The following is a 20,002-nucleotide window of genomic DNA, read 5'->3' as shown; positions in this document are numbered from 1 at the left end:
CCTAGAAATAACCATTTCTCTGACCACCTCCCTTCTGTGTACCGACGAATCTAGTCGCGGGCACCAACGGCGGCAACGCATTTTCTCGCACTGCGAAATCGCAGGTCAGGCGGGAATAAGCCGGTCGATCCGAGTGTCGCCGTCGCCGGTCACGTGAACGATGGTGTCCGCCTTGTGGTCCGGCGGCAGCTGATGGGTGACCACGACAACCGTGCGGTCTCCATCGACCAGCCCACTGGATCCATCCAGCAGCCGGCGCAGCAGATCCGCCCCGGCCTCGGCTTCCAGATGCTCGGTCGGCTCGTCCAGCAGCAGCACTCGCGCGGGCGACAGCAGCGCCCGCGCCAGCAGAATGCGCCGCCGCTGCCCGCCCGACACCGCCGCCGCACCCCCGACCAGGTCGGTGTGCACGCCCTCGGGCAGCGAATCGAGCCACTCCCCCGCGCCCACCGCTCGCAGTGCTGCCTCGGCCTCCCGCTCGGTGATATCGCCGCGCGCGACCCGCAGATTCTCCAGCACGGTGGTCCCGAACAGATGCGCGTCCTCGGCGAAGAAGGTGACGCCCGGCTTCGGAGTGCCGAACAGTCCGGCCCACGCCATGAGCAGGGTGGTCTTCCCGGCTCCGCTGGGCCCCACGACCGCGATCCTCCGGCCTTCGGGCAGCTCCGGCGCATTCACCTGCGGCCGTTCGTTTTCCGGCCGCTCCAGTCGTTCCAGCCGGTGCAATGCGGCCCGCCCGTTGGTGATCGCCTGCGCCGCCGCGGGCAGCACCCCCACCGCCTCGAACGCCGAAAGCGGCAGCAGCACGAGCACAGTGAACGCCATGGGCGAAATGCCGCCACCCGGAATCGTCTGGAAGCCGGCGGTGGGGACGACCGTCCCGCTCCCGTACAACGCGATCCCGATGAGCAGCGACCCCAGCACACTCACCCCGATCGACAACGGCACCGCGGCCGCCGCCCACGCACTGTGCGACGCGGCCCGGTCCTCTGCCGCCACGGCTCGCTGTCCAGCCCGATTCGCCTGTGCGAGAGCGTCATCCAGCCGTCCCGCCACCCGCAATTCGGGCGCGTGGTCGAGCACGGTGAGCGCCTCGGTGGTGAACGCGGTCCGATCCTCCCGTACGGCCCGCTCCGCCTCCCGCGCCGCCCGCGCCGACAACCATGGCGCGAGGATTCCCGAAACAGCCAGCGCCACAGCCAGAATCAACGCGGCCGGAACCGAGATCGGAACCAGCAGCCCGACCGCGAACACCGCCAGCACCACCGCCACCGCGAGGGGAACGAACGCCCGCACGACGACCGCCCCGAGATCGTCGATATCGTTCATCACCCGCCCGAGCAGCTCCCCGCGCCGCAGGTCCTCCGGATCCTGCTGCTGCCCAGCCCTTTCCGCCGCGGCATCCCGGCCGCGCCCCGCCGCCCCCACCCTGACGGCAGGATCGCCTCCCGCGCCCTTCCCGCCGACCCCACGCCGGGGCCGCCAGATGTCCGCGGCCGCCAGCGTGCGGTAGGTGGTAGTCCGCGCGGTATTCATGGCCCGCAGGGCCACATCATGCGTGGCCAGTCGCTCCAGATACCGGCACAACCCCCGCGAAATCCCCAGCGCCCGAACGGTAACCACCGCAATGGTCAAATCCAGCACCGGCGGCATCTCCCACGCCCGCGCGATCAACCACGCCGCCAGCGCCGCCAGCCCCAACCCGCTCCCGAGCGCCAGCACCCCCCAGCACACCGACACCACCATCCGCCCCGGCGACAGCTCCAACAGCCCCCGGATCCGCCGAAAGTCCCGCAGCACAGCCTTCATCGCACAATCACCCCGGCAGTCGTATCGACCATTCCGTGCCCGGCAGCGGTCTCTCCCGTCCCGCACTGCGCCACAGCGCCTTGCGAAGTACACACAGTCGCTGTCGCAGAGCCTGTGCCGCCGGGCGTGGCCTTCTCCTCCACCGAGCCTCGTGCGGGATGTGGTGCTCCGGCTTCGGCGGGCCGTTTTCCGCTGGGGCCTGACTCGTTTGCGGTGACCTCGGCGCGGACTTCGATGATGTGGTCTGCGGCAGCGAGGACGGAGGGTCGGTGGGCTACCACTACGACTGTGGCTCCGGCGCGGGCTCGGGCCGTCAGGGCCGCGAGAACCGTTGCTTCACTGTCCTCGTCGAGGTGGGCGGTGGGTTCGTCGAGAAGCAGGATCGGGCGTGGGGCGGCCAGGGTGCGGGTGAGGGCGAGGCGTTGGCGCTGGCCCAGGGACAGGCCGGTGCCGCCGGTGCCGACGAGGGTGTCCCAGCCGTCCGGGAGGGTTTCCAGTACTTCGTCGAATCCCGTTGCGGCGGTTGCCTTCGTGAGGTCGTCGGCATTCGCGGGGGCGCCGAGCAGTTCGAGGTTGGCGCGCAGGGTGCCGGGGAGGAGAACGGGACGTTGGGGCAGCCAGGCGATGTGCGACCACCAGTGATCGGCGTCCAGGTCCGGGACCGGGGTGCCGGAGACGGTCACTGCGCCACGGTCGGGGGTGAGCAAGCCCAGGATCGCCTGCAGGACAGTCGACTTGCCGCAGCCGTTGGGACCGGTCAGGGCGGTGACAGCGCCGGGGCGAAGCACCGCCGACAGGCCGCACGGGGCGAATCCGTCGCGGGCGACCACGGACAGGTCGCGAATCTCTATGTGTCCCACCGGGTGTGCGGCGACCGTCGCGCCCGCCGAATGCCGCCCGGGGGCGGGCCGCGGCGCGGGGTCGAGGACGGCGAAAGCCTTTTCGGCGGCTGCCATCCCGTCCTGGGCGGCATGGAAGCGTTCGCCGACCATGCGGAGGGGGAGGTAGACCTCGGGGGCGAGGATGAGGGCCACCAGGCCGGCGTAGAGGGGCATGTCGCCGAAGACGAGGCGCATGCCGATGGAGACGGCCACCAGGGCGACGCTCAGGGTGGCCAGCATCTCCAGGACCATCGAGGAGAGGAACGCTATGCGCAGCGCGGACATGGTGCGGCGGCGCAGGGTATCGCCCAGGTCGGCGACCCGGTGCCGCATGGTGGTTCGTGAGGAGTCGGGTTGGGCCGCAGTGGTTTCCGATGCCGACGCACGGCTCACGCCGCCGGTTTCGCGGCCCAGGGCGCGAAGGGTGGGCATGCCCGCGAAGAGGTCGAGTAACTGGTCCGACAGGCGGGTGGTGGCGGTAAGGGTTTGTTCGGCACGGCCCTTGGTGAGCAGGCCGATGAGGATCATGAAGATCGGGATCAGCGGAAGGGTGATCACGACGATCACGCCGGAAACCAGGTCGTGGGCGGCGATTACGGCCAGCACGACCGGTGGGACCAGGCAGGCCAGCAGCAGGGCGGGCAGGTAGCCGGCCAGGTAGGCGCGCAGGCCGCTCAGGCCGTTTCCCGCGATGACCGCCAGTTCGGTTCGGCGGGAATCCAATTCGCGAGGCGGGAGGGCGGCTCCCGCTGCCACGACCGCGGTTTCGAGTTCCGCGACCACCTGCGCTCCGGCGCGGTGCGCGAGCCGGGCCTGCCACCAGGTGGCGGTGATCCGGATCGCGACCGCGGCGGTGAACACGAGCAGTTCCGTTGTCCAGGAACCGATGTCACGGTGGGCCGGTTCGGTGATGACACCGGCCAGCACCCGCGCCAGGGCCAGGGCCGCGACCACGATGCACAGTGTGGTCGTCAGCGACAGCGTCACGCTCAGCGCCAGGTACCTGCGTGCCGAGCGCGCGTGCCGCCACAGGCGCGGGTCTACCGGTCGTGCCATCGGTTCGCTTCTTCGTTCAGTTCTTCGCGGATTCCAGGGGCAGTCCGATGGGCGCGGGGATCTGTTCCATGGTGAGGCGCTTGCGGAACACCCAGTACGTCCACGCCTGGTAGCCGAGGACCAGCGGCACCATGACCACCGCGACCCAGCTCATGACCACGAGCGTGTAGTGCGTGGAGGACGCGCTGACCGTGCCGTCGCGGCCGTCGACGGTGAGGCTGAAGGCCGGGTCGATGCTGGAGGGCAGCACGTTCGGGAACAGCGAACCGAACAGCAGCACGGTGGCCGACAGAATGGTGAGCGCGGTGCCCGCGAAAGCCCAGCCGTCCCAGCCCTGGGTCATGGCCCAGCCGGCGACCAGCAGCCCGATCACGGCCAGCACCAACGGAATCCAGGTCCAGCCGTGCCCGTAGGACAGCTGGGTCCAGATCCCGAACACGGCGACCACGACCGCGGTCGGAACGAAGATCTTCCGCACGATGGCCTGGGCGTCGTCGCGCACCTCGCCGCCGGTCTTGAGGCAGATGAACACCGCGCCGTGCAGCAGGAACAGCAGCAGCGTGGTGAGTCCGCCGAGCAGCGCGTACGGGTTGAGCAGGTCGAACAGATTGCCTTCGATCTGCTTGTCGGCGTTGAGTTTCACGCCGCGCACGATGTTCGCGAACGCCAATCCCCAGGCGAGAGCGGGGATCCAGGACCCGAGCCCGATGCCGACATCGCACCAGACCCGCCACCGCTCGTCATTGATCTTGCTGCGCCATTCGATGGCGCAGGCCCGTGCGATCAGTCCGACGAGGATGAGCAGCAGCGCGAGGTAGAACCCGGAGAACAGGCTCGCGTACCACTCGGGGAAGGCCGCGAACATGGCGCCACCGGCGGTGAGCAGCCACACTTCGTTGCCGTCCCACACCGGTCCGATGGTGTTGAGCACGACGCGCTTCTTCACCTCGGATTTGCGCCCGATGATGGGCATGAGCATGCCGACGCCGTAGTCGAAGCCCTCCAGCACGAAGTACCCGATGAAGAGCACGGCGACCAGCAGAAACCAGAACACTTGCAGGCTCATCGCGAGTCTCCTAGTAGGCGAAGGAAAGCTTCTCGACGGCGTCCCCGGTCATCTTCGGGGTGTCGTCATCGGTGGGCGCGGGTTCGGGTCCTTCGACCGTGTACCGCTTCATGAGGTAGAACCAGGCGATCGCGAGGATGCCGTAGAGCAGGGTGAAGACGATGAGCGAGGTGAGGATGGTGCCCGCGGACACTCCCGAAACACCTTGCTGCACAGTCATGTGGATGTTCGGGTCGCCGGTCGGGTTGGGTGCGACCACCCAGGGCTGACGGCCCATCTCGGTGAACACCCAGCCCGCGCTGTTGCCGAGGAACGGCGTGGCGATGGCGAGCAGCGACAGCCACGAGAACCATTTCTGGTCCGGCACGCGCCCGCCGCGCAGCACCCACATTCCGGCCAGCACCAGCAGGATCGAGCCGGCCATCCAGGTGATCATGGCGCGGAAGGTCCAGTAGGTGACGAACAGGTTGGGGCGGTAGTCGCCGGGCCCGTACTTGGCGTTGTATTCGGCCTGCAGGTCGTTGACGCCCTTGAGGGTGACGCCGTCGAATTTGCCTTCGGCGAGGAACGGCAGCACGTACGGCACCTCGATGAGGTGGTCGACGCTGGCGCAGTTGTTGTGCGTGCCGACGGTGAGGACGGAGAAGTCCGGGTCGGTTTCGGTGTTGCACAGCGATTCCGCGGACGCCATCTTCATGGGCTGCTGTTTGAACATGAGCTTGCCCTGGATGTCACCGGTGAAAATCAGTGCGATGCAGGAGATCACGATGACCCAGAGGCCCATCTTGGCGACCGGCCGCCACATGGTGCGGGCTTCCTCGATGTGCGCGGTGTCGCCGAGAGCCTGGCTCTGCCGCGCCTTGCGCACCATCCACCATCCGGCGATGCCCGCCACGAAGGTGCCGGAGGTGAGGAAGGCGCCGGCGACCACGTGCGGGAAGGCGGCGAGGGTGGTCACATTGGTGATGACCTCCCAAATGCTTTTCAGCTCAGCGCGTCCCGTCTCCGGGTTGTAGGCGGCGCCGACGGGATGCTGCATGAACGAGTTGGCCGCGATGATGAAGTACGCGGACGCGTTCACGCCGATGGCGACCAGCCAGATGCACGCCAGGTGCACCTTTTTGGGCAGTCGTTCCCAGCCGAAGATCCACAGTCCGAGGAAGGTGGATTCCATGAAGAAGGCGACCAGCGCCTCCATGGCCAGGGGTGCGCCGAAGACGTCTCCGACGAAGCGGGAGTATTCGCTCCACCCCATGCCGAACTGGAATTCCTGCACGATGCCGGTGGCGACGCCGAGGGCGAAGTTGATCAGGAACAGCTTCCCGAAGAACTTGGTGAGTCGCTTCCAGTGCTCCTTGCCCGTGATCACCCAGGCGGTCTGCATACCCGCGACGAGCGGGGCCAGGCCGATCGTGAGCGGCACGAAGATGAAGTGATAAACGGTGGTGATACCGAACTGCCAGCGAGCAACGTCGACGACGCTCATCCGACCTCCCTGCCGATCTACGACATGACGTAGTACCCGACATTACGCTTACCGGGCATTAGATCAACATGTGACGCACCACAACGTGCCAGAAGTTTGCTGACTTGTGACGCACATCCTGTTTGACACGTCGATGATCGTCAGAGAAACCGGTCGGAACTAGAGCATTTGGGCCCGAAACCCGACTACCAGTCGGCGATGCTGCCGGGCTGCGCGATCCCCTTCTCCACCAGTTCGATGATCTCGGCGGCATTGTCCGGAGCCGACATTCGCAATCCGTCCAGGGACTTGACCCGCGCCGCGAGGGTGACGCTGGACAGCATCCACACACTGTCGGCGGTGATCAGGTCGGCGGTGAACAGCGGCTCGTATTTGCATTCCCAGCCCGCCTTCTCGGCCTGGGCGAACAGCGCCCGCTGGGTGGTGCCGGGCAGCACGCCGATCTTGGCGGGCGGTGTGATGAGCTGATTGCCCCGCGCCACAACGACTGTCGAGCGCGGACCCTCCAGCACACGGTGCTCGGTGCTGGTGAAGATGACATCGTCGGCGCCCATCCGCTGAGCGAACCGCAGGGCGGACATATTCGTCGCGTACGACAGGGTTTTCGCGCCGAGCAGCTGCCACGGCGCGGCCTGCGCCAGATCCACCGAAATGCCGCGCGAGAGTGTGATGACCGAAACACCTTCGGTGCGCGCCGTTTTCACACGCTCGGGCACCGGGAGTACGAGCACGTACCCGGTTCCGGCCGGTTCGGCGCCGGCAAGGTCGCCGCTACCGTTTGCTGGGCGGTCGCTGGCATGTCCGAGCTCGCTGTCGCGGCCGCGGGTCAGGATCAGCCGCAGCAAACCCTCGCGGTCCTTGCCCCACTCCTCGGCCGCCGTCCACACCGCCAGCCGCCAAGCGTCGAGGTCCGGCGCGGGCAACTCGAGGGCCTCCGCGGACTTGCGTAGCCGCGCCAGATGCGATTCCAGCGCACACGCTTCCCCATTGCGCACGAGCACGGTCTCGAAGACCCCGTCGCCCCGCAGCACACCGATGTCGTCCGCATACAGCAACGGCGCGTCCGGATCCCGGATCGCGCCGTCGAGAGTCACCAGAACTCGTTCCACCATGCGCTGACCCTACGACAGCAAACCCCGCCGCACCGGTCAACAGACCCCGTAATCCGCGTAACCCGGCAATACATCACATCGAGGTTTACGCCGTTGACCGTCAGGATGTCGTACGGACGCCATGTGCCGACGCAGCGGCGCATGTGCGCACCAGTACTGTGGTCTTGTGTCCTTCGAGGTTGCACCCAGTCCGATTCTCCAGATTCCAGGGGCTGTCGCGGGGCTGCCCGGCTCACCCGATGCCGCCGTCGCGTGGCATTACGGCGATCCGCTCGGTGAGCAGCGCGCGGCCGTGCAGCGGGTCGCGATCGTGGATCGGTCGCATCGATTCGTCCTCGCCATCACCGGCAAGGAACGCCTGAGCTGGCTGCACACCATCTCCAGTCAGCATGTGGCCGGGCTCGGCGACGGCGAGTCCGCAGAGAACCTCGACCTCGATCTGAACGGCCGGGTGCAGCATCACTTCGTGCTCACCGAGCTGGACGGCACGGTCTGGATCGACACCGAGGCCGAGCGCGGACCGGCGCTGCTGGACTTCCTGCAGAAGATGGTCTTCTGGGCCGACGCGAAGCCGGTGGCCGCCCCCGATCACGCGGTGCTGAGCCTGCTGGGCCCGCGCGTGACCGAACTCACCGAAACCCTGGGCGTGGCAACCCTTCCCGAGACGAACCGCGCCGTGGCGCTGCCGGGCGGCGGATTCCTGCGCCGGATGCCCTGGCCCACAGCCGATTCCTTCGACCTGGTGATCCCCCGCGATCAGCTGGTCACCTGGTGGACGCGGCTGCGCGAGGCCGGCGCCGAGCCCGCGGGCAGCTGGACCTTCGAGGCCCTGCGCGTGGCGGCCCTGCGTCCGCGCATCGGCGTCGACACCGACGACCGCACCATCCCGCACGAGGTCAACTGGATCGGCGGCCCCGCCGAATACGGTGCGGTGCACCTGAACAAGGGCTGCTACCGCGGTCAGGAGACCGTGGCCCGCGTGCACAATCTCGGCAAGCCGCCGCGCCATCTGGTGCTGCTGCACCTGGACGGCTCCACCGACACCCGCCCCGAGCCCGGCGAACCGGTGACCGCCGGCGGCCGTGCGGTGGGCGTGCTGGGCACCGTGGTCGACCATCACGAGCTCGGCCCGATCGCGCTGGCCTTGATCAAACGCAATATCCCCGCCGACACCCCGCTGGAAGCCGGCGCGTGCGCCGCCGCCATCGACGCGGATTCCGTTCCCTCCCATGACGAGCCGCAAGCGGGCCGACTCGCCGTCGAGAAGCTGCGCGGCCGGTGACCGCCCGGGTGCTGGCGGTGTGCGTCGTGCACGCCGAGCTGGAGGTGCCTGCCCGCTCGTCGAAGGTCGGCCGCACCGCGATCGACAAACGTCCGGTGCTGCAGCGGGTTCCGGTGCGCGCGCTGGGCCTGGACGGTGACCACGTGTGCGACACCAAGCATCACGGCGGCGTGCATCAGGCGGTGTACGCCTACGCCGAGGAGGACGCCCGGCGCTGGGCCGAGGAGCTCGGCCGCGACCTGCCCGCCGGCTGGTTCGGCGAAAACCTGCGTCTGTCCGGACTTCCCGTGAGCGATGCCGTGCTCGGCGCGCGGTGGGCCATCGGCGACACGCTGCTCGAGGTCTCCGCGCCCCGCGTGCCCTGCGCCACGTTCCAGTGGCGCACCGGCGAGCAGCAGTGGGTGAAACGCTTCACGCTGCAATCGGATACGGGCGCGTACTTCCGCGTTCTGCGCGAGGGTTCGATCGGCGCGGGCGACCCCGTCGAGATCGTGCACACGCCTGCGCACGGCATCACCGTCCGCGACCTGTTCACCGGCGCCGATCAGGCGAAGCTGGATCTGCTGCTGGAGGCCGAGCCCACCATCTCCGACGACGTGCGCATGCAGATCGAGCGCCACCGCAAGCGCGGCGCCAATGCCGCCCGTGCCGGGAGCAGTGCCGCCCGAGCAGAGAGCGGGGCCCCGCTGTGAGCGTCGATCTGGTCGAGGTGGTCCGGTCCGGGTTCCGCGAGTGCGTGCACCGTGGTTCGGCCGTGGTGCTGGCCCCGGACGGCGAGCCCGTCGTGGCGGCCGGCTCGGTCCACATCCCGATCTTTCCGCGCTCCACCAACAAGCCCATGCAGGCATTGACCCTGCTGCGCAATGGTTTCGAGCCGCTCGACGACGCCGAGCTGGCCATCTCCACCGCCTCGCATTTCGGCGAACCGGATCATGTCGAGCTGGTGCGGCGGCTGCTGGATCGCTTCGGTTTCACCGAGGACGATCTGGAGTGCCCGCCCGATCTGCCCTTCGAGGAGCAGGCCCGCGCCCAGGCGCTGGCCGGACACGACCGCGGCAAGGCGGCCCGCCGGATCTTCATGAACTGCTCGGGCAAACACGCCGCCATGCTGGCCACCTGCAAGATCAACGACTGGCCGACCCGCGGCTACCTCGACACCGGGCACCCCTTGCAGCAGGCCGTGCTGGACACCATCGCCGATGTCACCGGCGAGCCGGAGACCGATCTGGGCATCGACGGCTGCGGTCTGCCGATCGTGCCGGTCTCCCTGGTGAACCTGGCCCGCGCCTACGCAACGCTGGCCACCGCGCCCGAATCCAGTCCGGAACGCCGGGTCGCGGACGCGATCCGTGCCCATCCGCGAGTGATTTCCGGCACGGACGGCCCCGATCTGCGCGTGATGACGGCAACCCCGGGACTGGTGTGCAAGATCGGCGCGGACGGTGTGCACGCCGGCGCGCTGCCCGATGGCTCGTCGTTCGCGTACAAGATCGACGATGGCGCGGACCGCGCGCGGCTACCCCTCACGCTCGCGCTGTTGCAGCGTATGGGCATCGAATGGACCGGCGAGCACGCGGAATTGGCTACTCCCGCGGTGCTCGGCGGCGGCGCTCGAGTCGGCATAATCCGGGCGATTCCAGGAGCGTTCTAGCCCGGGGCCGACGGCTCTTCCACCCCGGTCGCCACGGCCCCCGGGGAGCACTTCGATGGTTTCTCCCCCACTCCTGGAAGCGCGACCGCGAGACACACGCTAAAGTGTCTGTCAGGAAGATTATTAATTCGAACGGGGCCGCCAACACACCCCAGGCCGCCCCGCAGTGACGCGAGGGGGTCAGCCATGGGCCGTGGCCGGGCTAAGGCAAAGCAGACCAAGGTCGCACGTGAGCTCAAGTACAGCTCGCCATCGACCGACTTCGCGAGCCTTCAGCGCGAGCTGTCGGGTAGCTCCACCGATTCACCATTGGGCGGTGTGAAGGTCTCCGACGAGCGCGACGCGGACGATTCGCTGTCGAGCTGGAACAACGACGACGACTACGACGACTGGCGCCGCTGACTCGGATTCATCAGACATGTCGAAGGGGGAGGCCATGACAGGCCTCCCCCTTAGCACGTCGAAATGCACCGAGCACAGCCCATTCGAAGGCTCGCTCTAAACACCACGTCCCGCCCCTAACCCGGGCGGGCACTGGCGTATACCCACTCCCGGGACCCACAGGGCCTGCGCCCCCGAACCCCCTGGAGCACACGCACTCTCGTGCCGAGCTCGCTCGGCGCACGCCTGGGGCCTGTCCTCCTCGGAGACCGACTCTCTCGCCATCCCGGTTGTCATCCCGGCGCGCTTTTGGCCGGGATCCACACAATCTGCGCAGCACCTGCCGGTGTGGATCCCGGCCAAAAGCATGCCGGGATGACGGAGAGGCGGGGCTGCCGGGTCGCGGTTCGGTGTCGTTGATCTTGAAATGCGTCCGGCCCCGATCACTTTCGAGTGATCGGGGCCGGATTGGTTTGGGGTGGAGGCCCGCTCAGAAGCGGGGGTGGTCGCCCAGCAGGACGGCGCGGGGGGCCTCGGCGTCCTTGGCCTTCTTGACCGTGCCGAGGGTCCAGCAGTCGATGTGGCGGGCGGTGAGGACGGCCAGCGCGCGGTCGGCGTCCTCCGGGGCCACCACCGCGACCATGCCGACGCCCATGTTGAAGGTCTTCTCCATTTCGGCGCGCTCGACGCGGCCGCGCTGGGCGATCATCTTGAAGACCGGAGCCGGGTTCCAGGTGCCGCGGTCGAGTTCGGCGACCAGGCCGGCGGGGAGGACGCGGGCCAGGTTGGCGGCGAGGCCGCCACCGGTGACGTGGCTGAAGGTGCGCACGTCGGTCTCGGCGATCAGCGCCAGGCAGTCCTTGGCGTAGATGCGGGTGGGCTCGAGGAGTTCCTCGCCGAGGGTGCGGCCGAATTCCTCGACGTGTCCGGTGAGGGACATGCGGTCGATGTCGAGGAGGACCTTGCGGGCGAGGGAGTAGCCGTTGGAGTGCAGGCCCGAGGAGCCCATGGCGATGACGACGTCGCCGGGGCGGACGCGGTCGGGGCCGAGGACGGCATCGGCTTCCACGACGCCCACGCCGGTGGCGGACAGGTCGTAGTCGTCGTTGCCCATGAGGCCGGGGTGTTCGGCGGTCTCGCCGCCGAGCAGGGCGCAACCGGCCTGGACGCAGCCTTCGGCGATGCCGGCCACGATCTGGGCGACGCGCTCGGGGACGACCTTGCCGACGGCGATGTAGTCCTGCAGGAAGAGCGGTTCGGCGCCGCAGACGACGAGGTCGTCGACGACCATGGCGACCAGGTCGAGGCCGACGGTGTCGTGCTTGTCAAGGGCCTGCGCGACCGCGATCTTGGTGCCGACGCCGTCGGTGGAGGCGGCCAGCAGCGGCTCCTTGTATCCGCCCTTCAGCGCGAACAGTCCGGCGAATCCGCCGAGTCCACCCTGCACTTCGGGCCGGCTGGCCTTCTTGGCCAGGGGCGCGAACAGCTCTACTGCGCGGTCGCCGGCCTCGATATCCACTCCGGCAGCCGCATACGAGGCACCGGCCGCACTGGGTGTCTGTTCAGTCATTGTCGGGGAGAACTCCAAGCCGATTCGCGGTGGATAGTTGCCTGCTCACGGTACCGGAGAGCGATAACACCCCGACAACCCGTATCCGTGTCAAGCCGTGTGATCCGTGCCGAACAAGGCGGACGATTCGGTCCGGCGGCGGCGCTGTTCGATCGGATCCGGTACGGGCACAGCGGCTACCAGCCGCCGTGTGTACTCCTCGCGCGGGTTCCGGAGGATCTCGTCGCGAGTCCCCTGTTCGACGATCGCACCCCGGCAGAGCACGGCGATACGGTCGGCGAGCTGATCCACGACGGCGAGGTCGTGGCTGATGAACAGACACGCCCAGCCGCACTCGGCCTGGAGTTGCGCGAAGAGTTCGAGCACCTTGGCTTGGACGGACACGTCGAGGGCGCTTGTCGGCTCGTCGGCGATGAGCAGATCCGGCCGCAGCACGAGGGCGCGCGCGAGGCTGACCCGCTGCCGCTGGCCGCCGGACAGTTCGTGCGGGTACCGCTTCTCGGTGCCGGCCGGTAGCTGGACGTCGTCGAGCAGTTGGCGGACGCGGGCGCGCAGGGCGGGGCCGCTCTCGGTGCGGTGCACGATGAGCGGTTCCGCCACGCAGTCGCCGACGGTGAGGCGGGGATTGAGCGAGGTGGCCGGATCCTGGAAGACGAAGCCGAGTCGCCGGCGCATGGGTCGCAGCTGCCGTTCCGAGAGGCGTGCGATATCGACGCCCTGCACCCGGACCGCACCGGAGGTGGCGCGCTGCAACCCTGCCACGCAGCGGCCGATGGTGGACTTGCCGGAGCCGGATTCGCCCACCAGGCCCAGGGTTTCACCGGCCGCGATGGACAGGCTCACGGCGTCGACGGCGCGAAAGGCACTGCGGCCCAGCGCACCGTGGAATTCCACCACCAGGTCGGCGATGTCGAGGACCGTGCCCGCCCCCTCATCCAAGGCGGGCACGGTCTTCCCCAGTGCGGGTGCGGGTTCGGCAGGCGCCGGGGCGGGACTCGCTGGCGCGAATCCGCCCGCGGCCCGCTCGGCCACCTGGTCGCGAATCCTGGTGGCGCCCAGGTGCGGTACCGCTGCGAGCAGCGCGCGGGTGTATTCGTGCCGAGGGCCGGCGAAGAGTTCTTCGACCGGGGCTTCCTCCACCACCTCCCCGGCGCGCATCACCACGACGCGATCGGCGAGGTCGGCGACGACGCCCATGTTGTGCGTGATGAGCACGATGGCGCTGCCGATGCGGTCACGCAGATCCCGGAGCAGTTCCAGGATTTCGGCCTGCACGGTGACGTCCAGGGCGGTGGTGGGTTCGTCGGCGATGATCACCTTGGGCTCGCACGCGATGGCGATGGCGATCATGACGCGCTGCTTCTGCCCGCCCGACAGCTGGTGCGGGTAGTAGTCGACGCGCTGCTCCGGATCGGGCAGTCCGACCATTCGCAGCAGTTCCACAGCTCGCGCCCGCGCCGCCTTCCTGCTCATATCCCCGTGCGCGCGCAGGGCTTCCGCGATCTGGTAGCCGGCGGTGTAGAGGGGGTCCAGCGCGGAGCCGGGTTCCTGGAAGATCATGGAGATGGCTCCGCCGCGCAGGGCGGTGAGCTGTTTCTCACTCATCGAGGTGATCTTGTCGGTCCCGAGGGTGACCAGTCCGCGCACGCGCGCGGTGGGCGGCAGCAGCCCCATCGCGGTGCGCGAACTCACCGATTTCCCGGACCCGGATTCCCCGACGACGGCGAGCACCTCGCCGGGGAACACCTGGTACGAGACCGAGCAGACGGCGTTCACCGGCCCCGCGTCGGTCGCGAACGTGACGGATAACGATTCCACCGAAAGTGCCGGTGCGCCACGGTCACTCGTCAACATGCACCTCCGTTTCCGCGGCCTCGTCCAAGGCGGCCGCGACTTCGAGATCCGCCGCCGTGGTCGCGCCCGCCGGCACGGTCGCGCCCACGACGGCGGTCACCCCGCGGCGGGTGCGCAGCAACGGGTTGAGCACCTCGTTGAGACTTTCGCCCACCAGGGTCATTCCGAGCACCACGATGACGATGGCCAGGCCCGGATAGACGCCGGTCCACCAGATGCCGTTGGCCACGTCGCCGAGGGCCTTGTTCAGGTCGTAACCCCATTCGGCGGCCTGGGTCGGTTCGATGCCGAAGCCGAGGAAACCGAGTCCGGCCAGAGTCAGGATGGCCTCCGCGCCGTTGAGCGTGATGATCACCGGCAGCGACTGGGTGACATTGGCGAGGATGTGCCGGAACAGGATTCGCGGCGTCGACGCCCCGGTGACGCGGGCGGCGTCCACGTACGGTTCGTGTTTGACGGCGATGGTGGCATTGCGGGTGACCCGGAAGTACTGCGGCACGAAGATGACGGTGATGGCCACCGCCGCCGACATCACCCCGCCGAAGGCGCTGGATTCCCCGCCCGCCACCGCGATGGACACCACGATGGCCAGCAGCAGCGACGGGAACCCGTACATGGCGTCCATGACGAGCACCAGCACCCGGTCCAGCCAGCGCCCGACATATCCGGACACCAATCCCAGTGGGACGCCGACGAACAGCGACAGCACCAGGGATACGCCGATCACCATGAGCGCGGTGCGCGCGCCGTAGAGCACGCGGGAGAACACGTCCTCCTGCCGCACCGAGACGCCGAACAGATGATCGGCCGACGGCCCCTGCAGTTTCACGAATTCGACGCCGTCGGCGGACTTCTGGGCCAGCCCGTAGGGGGCGAGCACCGGCGCGAACACGGCGATGAAGACGAAGATCCCCACCAGCGCGAGCCCGAAAAGCAGTGTGGCGCGCTGCAATCCGGAGGTCATGCCGATCAGCCGCAGCCCCGGCATGCCGCGCCGTCGTGGAACCAGCGCGGGCACAACGGGTTCGGTCAGGATTTCCGGCGCGGTCATCAGAACCTCACCCTCGGGTCGATCATGGCGACGACGACGTCCACGACGAAGCTCATCACCGCGACGAGCAGCGCGATGAAGGCGACGATCCCTTGCACGGCAAAGAAGTCCCGCTGTCCGAGGTAGATGGCCAGCTGGTTGCCGAGCCCCTTCCATTCGAAGGTGCGCTCGGTGAGCACCGCACCGCCGAGCAGCATGGCGATCTGCAATCCCATGACGGTGACGACGGGAATCAGCGCATTGCGGAAGGCGTGCCGCCCGGTGACCACGCGCCGGGACAGCCCGCGGGCGCGGGCGGCGTCGACGTAGTCGCTGCGCAGCGTCTGGATCAGGTTGATGCGCACCAGCCGCAGGAACACGCCCGCGGTGAGCAGTCCGAGCGCGAGTGCCGGGAGCACCGCGTGCTTCAGGACGTCGACCAGATATTCGCCGTCGCCGTACAGAATCGCGTCGATCACCATGACATTGGTTTTGGGGGAGACATTCTGCAGCTGCCCCTCGACGAGCGGGCTGGCGCGACCCGAGACCGGCAGCCAGTCCAGCCACACCGAGAAGATCAGCTTGAGCAGCAGGCCCACGAAGAACACCGGCGCGGCATAGGCCAGGATGCCGAACAGGCGCAGGCCCACGTCGGCGGCCGAATCCCGGTGTGTGGCAGCGAACCTGCCCAGTGGGATGCCGACCGCGAAGGCCACCAGCAGCGACCAGAACACCAGTTCCGCCGTGGCCGCACCGTAGGTGACGATGACCTCGCTGACGGCCTGATGCTCACGGGTGTAGCCGAAGTCACCGCGTGCGAGCCCGCTGATGTATTCCCAATATTGGGTCAGCAGTGGACGATTCAGCCCGGCGGCCTCCTTGCGGGCCTCGATCTGGTCGGCGCTCATGCGCCCGCCCAGGGCCGCGGTGATCGGATCGCCGATCACGCGCAGCATGAGGAACACGATGGTCACCAGGATCCAGGCGGTGACCGGGATGAGCGCGAGCCGCACGCCCAGGTAGCGCAGCAGTGCGCCGTACCGGGAGTCGGCTCCCGGCACCCGAATTCGCGATGCGGGCAGAGGGATCCGGCGGCGGGCCGGCGCGGCCGGCCCACCGCCCTTCGGATCCTTGCTCAGGTACCCCTCGGGCACGTCGCTCACTTGCTCAGTACGCCGTACCGGAACTTGAAGGAGGCGTCGAGTGTGGATTCGACGCCCTTGACGTCGGTGCCGGACACTGCGATCGACTTGCCGGACAGCAGCGGAATCATGGAGAGGTGATCGGCCGCCAGGTCGCGCTGCACCTGCGCGAGGATCGCATTGCGCTTGGCCGGGTCGGCCTCGGTGGCCTCGGCGGTGAGCAGCTTGGTGATGGCCGGGTCCTCGAAGTGGTTCTGCAAGAAGTTGTTCGGCGCGAAGAACGGGGTCAGGTAGTTGTCCGGGTCCGGGAAGTCCGGGAACCAGCCGAGCTGGAAGATCGGGTAGGCGTCCTGGACGCGTTCCTTCTGGTAGCTCACCCACTCGGTGGACTGCAGGTTCACCTTGAACAGCCCGGTGGCTTCCAGCTGGGTCTTGATCGCGGCGTATTCCTCGGAACTGGTGCCGCCGTAGTGATCCGGGTTGTACTGCAGGTTGATCTGCACCGGGGCGGCCACGCCCGCGTCGGAGAGGAACTTGGCGGCGGCGTCCCGATTCGGCTTGGCGCCGTAGATGTCCTTGAACGGTTCGGTGGCGCCGGTGACACCCTGCGGAACCGAGGAGTAGGCGGGGGTGTAGGTGCCCTCGTACACGTTCTGCGACAGCGCGTCCCGGTCGACGCTGGAGGCGATGGCCTTGCGCACGGCCAGCTTCTGCGCCGGGGTGTCGCCGGGCATGGTCTTCAGATTGAAGACGACGTAGCGCAATTCGCCGCCGGGTCCGTCGTGCACAGTGACCTTCGAGTCGTTGCGCAGCGAGGAGATGTCGGTGGGGCTGAGCGAGCGGTAGGCGACGTCGATCGCTCCGTTCTGCACGTCGAGCTTCATGTTCTCCGGGCTCTCATAGTATTTCGCGGAGACGGTCTCGATCTTGGGTGCGCCGAGCAGGCCATCGTAGGCGGGATTGGCCTTGTACTGGACCAGCTTGTTCTTGTCGTAGCTGGTGATGTCGTAGGGCCCGGAGAACGGGTGCGCCTTCCACACCTCGTCGTCGCCGAGCACCCGGTCCGCGGGGAACACCTTCTCGTCGACGATGGGCCCGGCCTGGGTGGGCAGCACCGCGGGGAAGGTCTGGTCGTTGGCCACCTTGAGCGTGAAGTTGACGGTGAGTTCGTCCACCACGTCGGTGTGGTCCAGGTTGGTGAGCAGTACGGCCGGGCCGTTGGGGTCGTTGATGCCGACCATGCGGTCGAAGGAGAACTTGACGCTGTTGGCGGTCAACGGGTTTCCGTTGACGAACTTCAGGCCCGGCTTGAGTTTGCAGGTGTAGACGGTGGGCGAGGTGAACTCGCACTTTTCGGCTGCGTCCGGTTCGGGGACGGTCTTACCGGGCGCGAAGTTGAGCAGGTACTGATAGACCTGCGTTTCCACGGCGAGAGAACCGTTCTCGTAGGCCGCGGCGGGGTCGAGGGTGAAGATCCGGTCGGTGGTGCCGATGACGAGGCCCGCGGCGCCGCCGCTCGCTTCCTTGTCGGTGCGGCCGGCTCCACAGCCGGCCACCGCTAGTACTGCCAGTGCGGCGAAACCAATCGCCGCAACACTTTTCGCGCGCATCAATGCCCCGCTCTCGAAACGCGGTGTGGCGGCCTGGATCACAAGCTGCGGCGCACCGCGGTGAACTCGTTTGGCTGGGCACAGTATCGGCGCGCCGTTGCCGATGTGTTGCGTTTACGAACAAACAGATCACAAACCGGACATTTTCCCGAGAGGGTCGATGTCCTCAGTGCGACAGACGAATTGGTCCGCTTCTCTCCCGCGACCCCGTGGCCTGCGCGCTCCCGCCTGCGGTTATAACCACTCGAGCGAAGCGGTGTCCCATTCACTGGGATCGGTGAGTATCCCTGCAGCAAACCCATTTTCGCGACACGCCCGGACGTGCTCGACACGCCAAGCCCCCTGGGCGGCTGACCAGAAAACTCCCCCGGACACGACTGTGCCCCCGCCCCCCGAAACGGGGCGGGGGCACAGATCGAGAGTCCCTACGGACGGCTCAGCGCACTCGCGTTCGCATTGTCCGCCAGCAGATCCGACTCACTGGCCCCGGTGAGCATGCCCTCCAGGACGTTCTTGCCGATGGCCGCCTCGGTGGGCAGCGCGATCGGGTAGGTGCCGTCGAAGCAGGCGGCGCACAGACGCGTGGCCGGCTGCTCGGTGGCGGCGATCATCTCGTCGATGGAGATGTAGCCGAGGCTGTCCGCGCCGATGGAGCGGCGCACGCCCTCGACCATCTCGTCGAGCGAATTGCCTTCGATCCCATCGGGTCCCGCGCCATTGGCGATGAGCTCCGCGCGCGAGGCGAAGTCGATGCCGTAGAAGCACGGCCACTTCACCGGCGCGGAGGCGATGCGCACGTGGATCTCCAGCGCGCCCGCCTCGCGCAGCATGCGGATGAGCGCGCGCTGGGTGTTGCCGCGCACGATGGAGTCGTCGACCACGATGAGCCGCTTGCCGCGAATGACCTCGCGCAGCGGGTTCAGCTTGAGCCGGATGCCGAGCTGGCGGATGGTCTGGCTGGGCTGGATGAAGGTGCGGCCCACGTAGGCGTTCTTCATCAGGCCCTGGCCGTAGGGGATGCCCGAACCCTGCGCGTAGCCGACCGCGGCCGGGGTGCCGGACTCCGGGACCGGGATGACCAGGTCGGCCTCGACCGGATGCTCCTTGGCCAGGCGGCGGCCGATGTCGACGCGGGTGGCGTGCACCGAGCGACCGGAGATGGTCGAGTCGGGGCGGGCCAGGTACACGAATTCGAAGACGCAGCCCTTGGGTTCGGGGTTGGCGAAGCGCATGGAACGCACGCCGTCGGCGTCGATCGCCAGCAGTTCGCCGGGCTCGATCTCGCGCACGAAGGAGGCGCCGACGATATCGAGCGCTGCGGTTTCGCTGGCGACCACCCAGCCGCGGTCCAGGCGACCCAGGCACAGCGGGCGGATGCCCCACGGATCGCGCGCCGCGTACAGCGTGTGCTCGTCCATGAAGGTGAGACAGAAGGCGCCGCGCAGCGTCGGCAGCAGCTCCATGGCGGCCTGCTCGATGCTCTTGTCGGCGGCCGCGTGCGCGAGCAGCGCGGTCATCACATCGGAGTCGGAGGTGGCGCCCAGGTTCCCGGCGAGCCGTCCGCTGATGAGACCGAGTTCCCTTGCCCGAGCGGACAATTCGGCGGTGTTCACCAGATTTCCGTTGTGCCCCAGGGCCAGGCCGGTGCCCACCGCGGTGGTGCGGAAGATCGGCTGCGCGTTCTCCCAGGTGGTGGAACCGGTGGTGGAGTAGCGGCAGTGGCCCACGGCCACATGGCCGGGCATCGCCGCGAGGGTCTGTTCGTCGAAGACCTGGCTCACCAGGCCGAGATCCTTGAACACCAGCACCTGCGTGCCGTCGGCGACGGCGATGCCGGCCGCCTCCTGACCGCGATGCTGCAATGCGTAGAGTCCGTAGTACGTGAGCTTGGCCACATCCTCGCCCGGCGCCCAGACTCCGAATACACCGCATTCCTCGCGGGGTTCGTTCTCGTCCTGGTCGGGGGTGGTGGCGTCGGGGGGCAGTGTCACCGTTTGCTCCCTGTTCGGCGGGCGGGGGGCTCCCCCATAGTACGGGTATTCACAACACAACCCACCGCTGGGATAACCGAG

At 68.1% G+C, this 20,002-nt stretch carries 15 protein-coding genes; 4 read left to right on the top strand and 11 right to left on the bottom strand.

Translation table 11 applies throughout. The features are described from left to right. Window positions 1-105 precede the first annotated feature (105 nt). From H0264_RS04510 to H0264_RS04490, 5 genes are all read right to left on the bottom strand, one after another. Window positions 106-1,809: an ATP-binding cassette domain-containing protein gene (locus H0264_RS04510; RefSeq protein WP_181582794.1), complete on the bottom strand. Its 1,704-nt coding sequence runs from the start codon at window positions 1,807-1,809 to the stop codon at window positions 106-108. Continuing rightward, window positions 1,806-3,746, bottom strand: a complete 1,941-nt coding sequence (gene cydD, locus H0264_RS04505; RefSeq protein WP_181582793.1) for a thiol reductant ABC exporter subunit CydD — start codon at window positions 3,744-3,746, stop codon at window positions 1,806-1,808. The genes H0264_RS04510 and cydD overlap by 4 nt, the downstream gene beginning before the upstream one ends. Before the next feature lie 16 nt (window positions 3,747-3,762). After that, window positions 3,763-4,812, bottom strand: coding sequence for a cytochrome d ubiquinol oxidase subunit II (gene cydB, locus H0264_RS04500; RefSeq protein ID WP_181582792.1), 1,050 nt, complete (start codon window positions 4,810-4,812; stop codon window positions 3,763-3,765). 10 nt (window positions 4,813-4,822) lie between these two features. Continuing rightward, a complete protein-coding gene (locus H0264_RS04495; protein ID WP_181582791.1) occupies window positions 4,823-6,298 on the bottom strand; it encodes a cytochrome ubiquinol oxidase subunit I in 1,476 nt (491 codons plus the stop codon). A 185-nt stretch (window positions 6,299-6,483) separates the two neighbouring features. Continuing rightward, window positions 6,484-7,410 carry an aminodeoxychorismate lyase gene (locus H0264_RS04490; RefSeq protein WP_181582790.1) on the bottom strand — a complete coding sequence of 309 codons (927 nt, stop codon included), beginning with the start codon at window positions 7,408-7,410 and terminating at the stop codon, window positions 6,484-6,486. A gap of 121 nt (window positions 7,411-7,531) precedes the next feature. Here H0264_RS04490 and ygfZ point away from each other — a divergent pair, with 121 nt between their 5' ends. The 4 genes from ygfZ (at window position 7,532) to H0264_RS04470 (ending at window position 10,745) form a co-directional block, all read left to right on the top strand. Beyond that, a complete protein-coding gene (gene ygfZ / locus H0264_RS04485; protein ID WP_181582789.1) occupies window positions 7,532-8,692 on the top strand; it encodes a CAF17-like 4Fe-4S cluster assembly/insertion protein YgfZ in 1,161 nt (386 codons plus the stop codon). Beyond that, window positions 8,689-9,384, top strand: coding sequence for an MOSC domain-containing protein (locus H0264_RS04480; protein ID WP_181582788.1), 696 nt, complete (start codon window positions 8,689-8,691; stop codon window positions 9,382-9,384). Before ygfZ ends, H0264_RS04480 begins: the two co-directional genes overlap by 4 nt. Next, on the top strand, window positions 9,381-10,343 hold the full coding sequence (locus H0264_RS04475) for an asparaginase (RefSeq protein ID WP_181582787.1): 963 nt from the start codon (window positions 9,381-9,383) through the stop codon (window positions 10,341-10,343). Before H0264_RS04480 ends, H0264_RS04475 begins: the two co-directional genes overlap by 4 nt. A 186-nt stretch (window positions 10,344-10,529) precedes the next feature. After that, a complete protein-coding gene (locus H0264_RS04470) occupies window positions 10,530-10,745 on the top strand; it encodes a DUF3073 domain-containing protein (protein ID WP_181582786.1) in 216 nt (71 codons plus the stop codon). A gap of 469 nt (window positions 10,746-11,214) precedes the next feature. Here H0264_RS04470 and purM read toward each other — a convergent pair whose 3' ends face one another. The 6 genes from purM to purF all read right to left on the bottom strand — a co-directional run bounded on the left by purM (window position 11,215) and on the right by purF (window position 19,921). Beyond that, window positions 11,215-12,294 carry a phosphoribosylformylglycinamidine cyclo-ligase gene (gene purM / locus H0264_RS04465; RefSeq protein WP_181582785.1) on the bottom strand — a complete coding sequence of 360 codons (1,080 nt, stop codon included), beginning with the start codon at window positions 12,292-12,294 and terminating at the stop codon, window positions 11,215-11,217. A gap of 90 nt (window positions 12,295-12,384) precedes the next feature. Further along, the gene (locus H0264_RS04460) at window positions 12,385-14,148 is read right to left on the bottom strand and encodes an ABC transporter ATP-binding protein (RefSeq protein WP_181582784.1); all 1,764 of its coding nucleotides are present in this window, start codon (window positions 14,146-14,148) and stop codon (window positions 12,385-12,387) included. After that, window positions 14,135-15,199, bottom strand: a complete 1,065-nt coding sequence (locus tag H0264_RS04455) for an ABC transporter permease (protein WP_181582783.1) — start codon at window positions 15,197-15,199, stop codon at window positions 14,135-14,137. Before H0264_RS04455 ends, H0264_RS04460 begins: the two co-directional genes overlap by 14 nt. Continuing rightward, entirely contained in the window at window positions 15,199-16,209 is a 1,011-nt protein-coding gene (locus H0264_RS04450; protein WP_231087227.1) for an ABC transporter permease, read from the bottom strand. The genes H0264_RS04455 and H0264_RS04450 overlap by 1 nt, the downstream gene beginning before the upstream one ends. 128 nt (window positions 16,210-16,337) lie before the next feature. Beyond that, a complete protein-coding gene (locus tag H0264_RS04445; RefSeq protein WP_420832078.1) occupies window positions 16,338-17,933 on the bottom strand; it encodes an ABC transporter substrate-binding protein in 1,596 nt (531 codons plus the stop codon). A 422-nt stretch (window positions 17,934-18,355) separates the two neighbouring features. Further along, window positions 18,356-19,921, bottom strand: a complete 1,566-nt coding sequence (gene purF, locus H0264_RS04440) for an amidophosphoribosyltransferase (RefSeq protein WP_181582781.1) — start codon at window positions 19,919-19,921, stop codon at window positions 18,356-18,358. Between the last annotated feature and the right edge of the window lie 81 nt (window positions 19,922-20,002).

The sequence above is a fragment of the Nocardia huaxiensis genome (assembly GCF_013744875.1).
Classification (GTDB): domain Bacteria; phylum Actinomycetota; class Actinomycetes; order Mycobacteriales; family Mycobacteriaceae; genus Nocardia; species Nocardia huaxiensis.
Note: the sequence above shows the minus strand (reverse complement) of the source record. Positions and strands in the feature narration are given on the sequence as shown.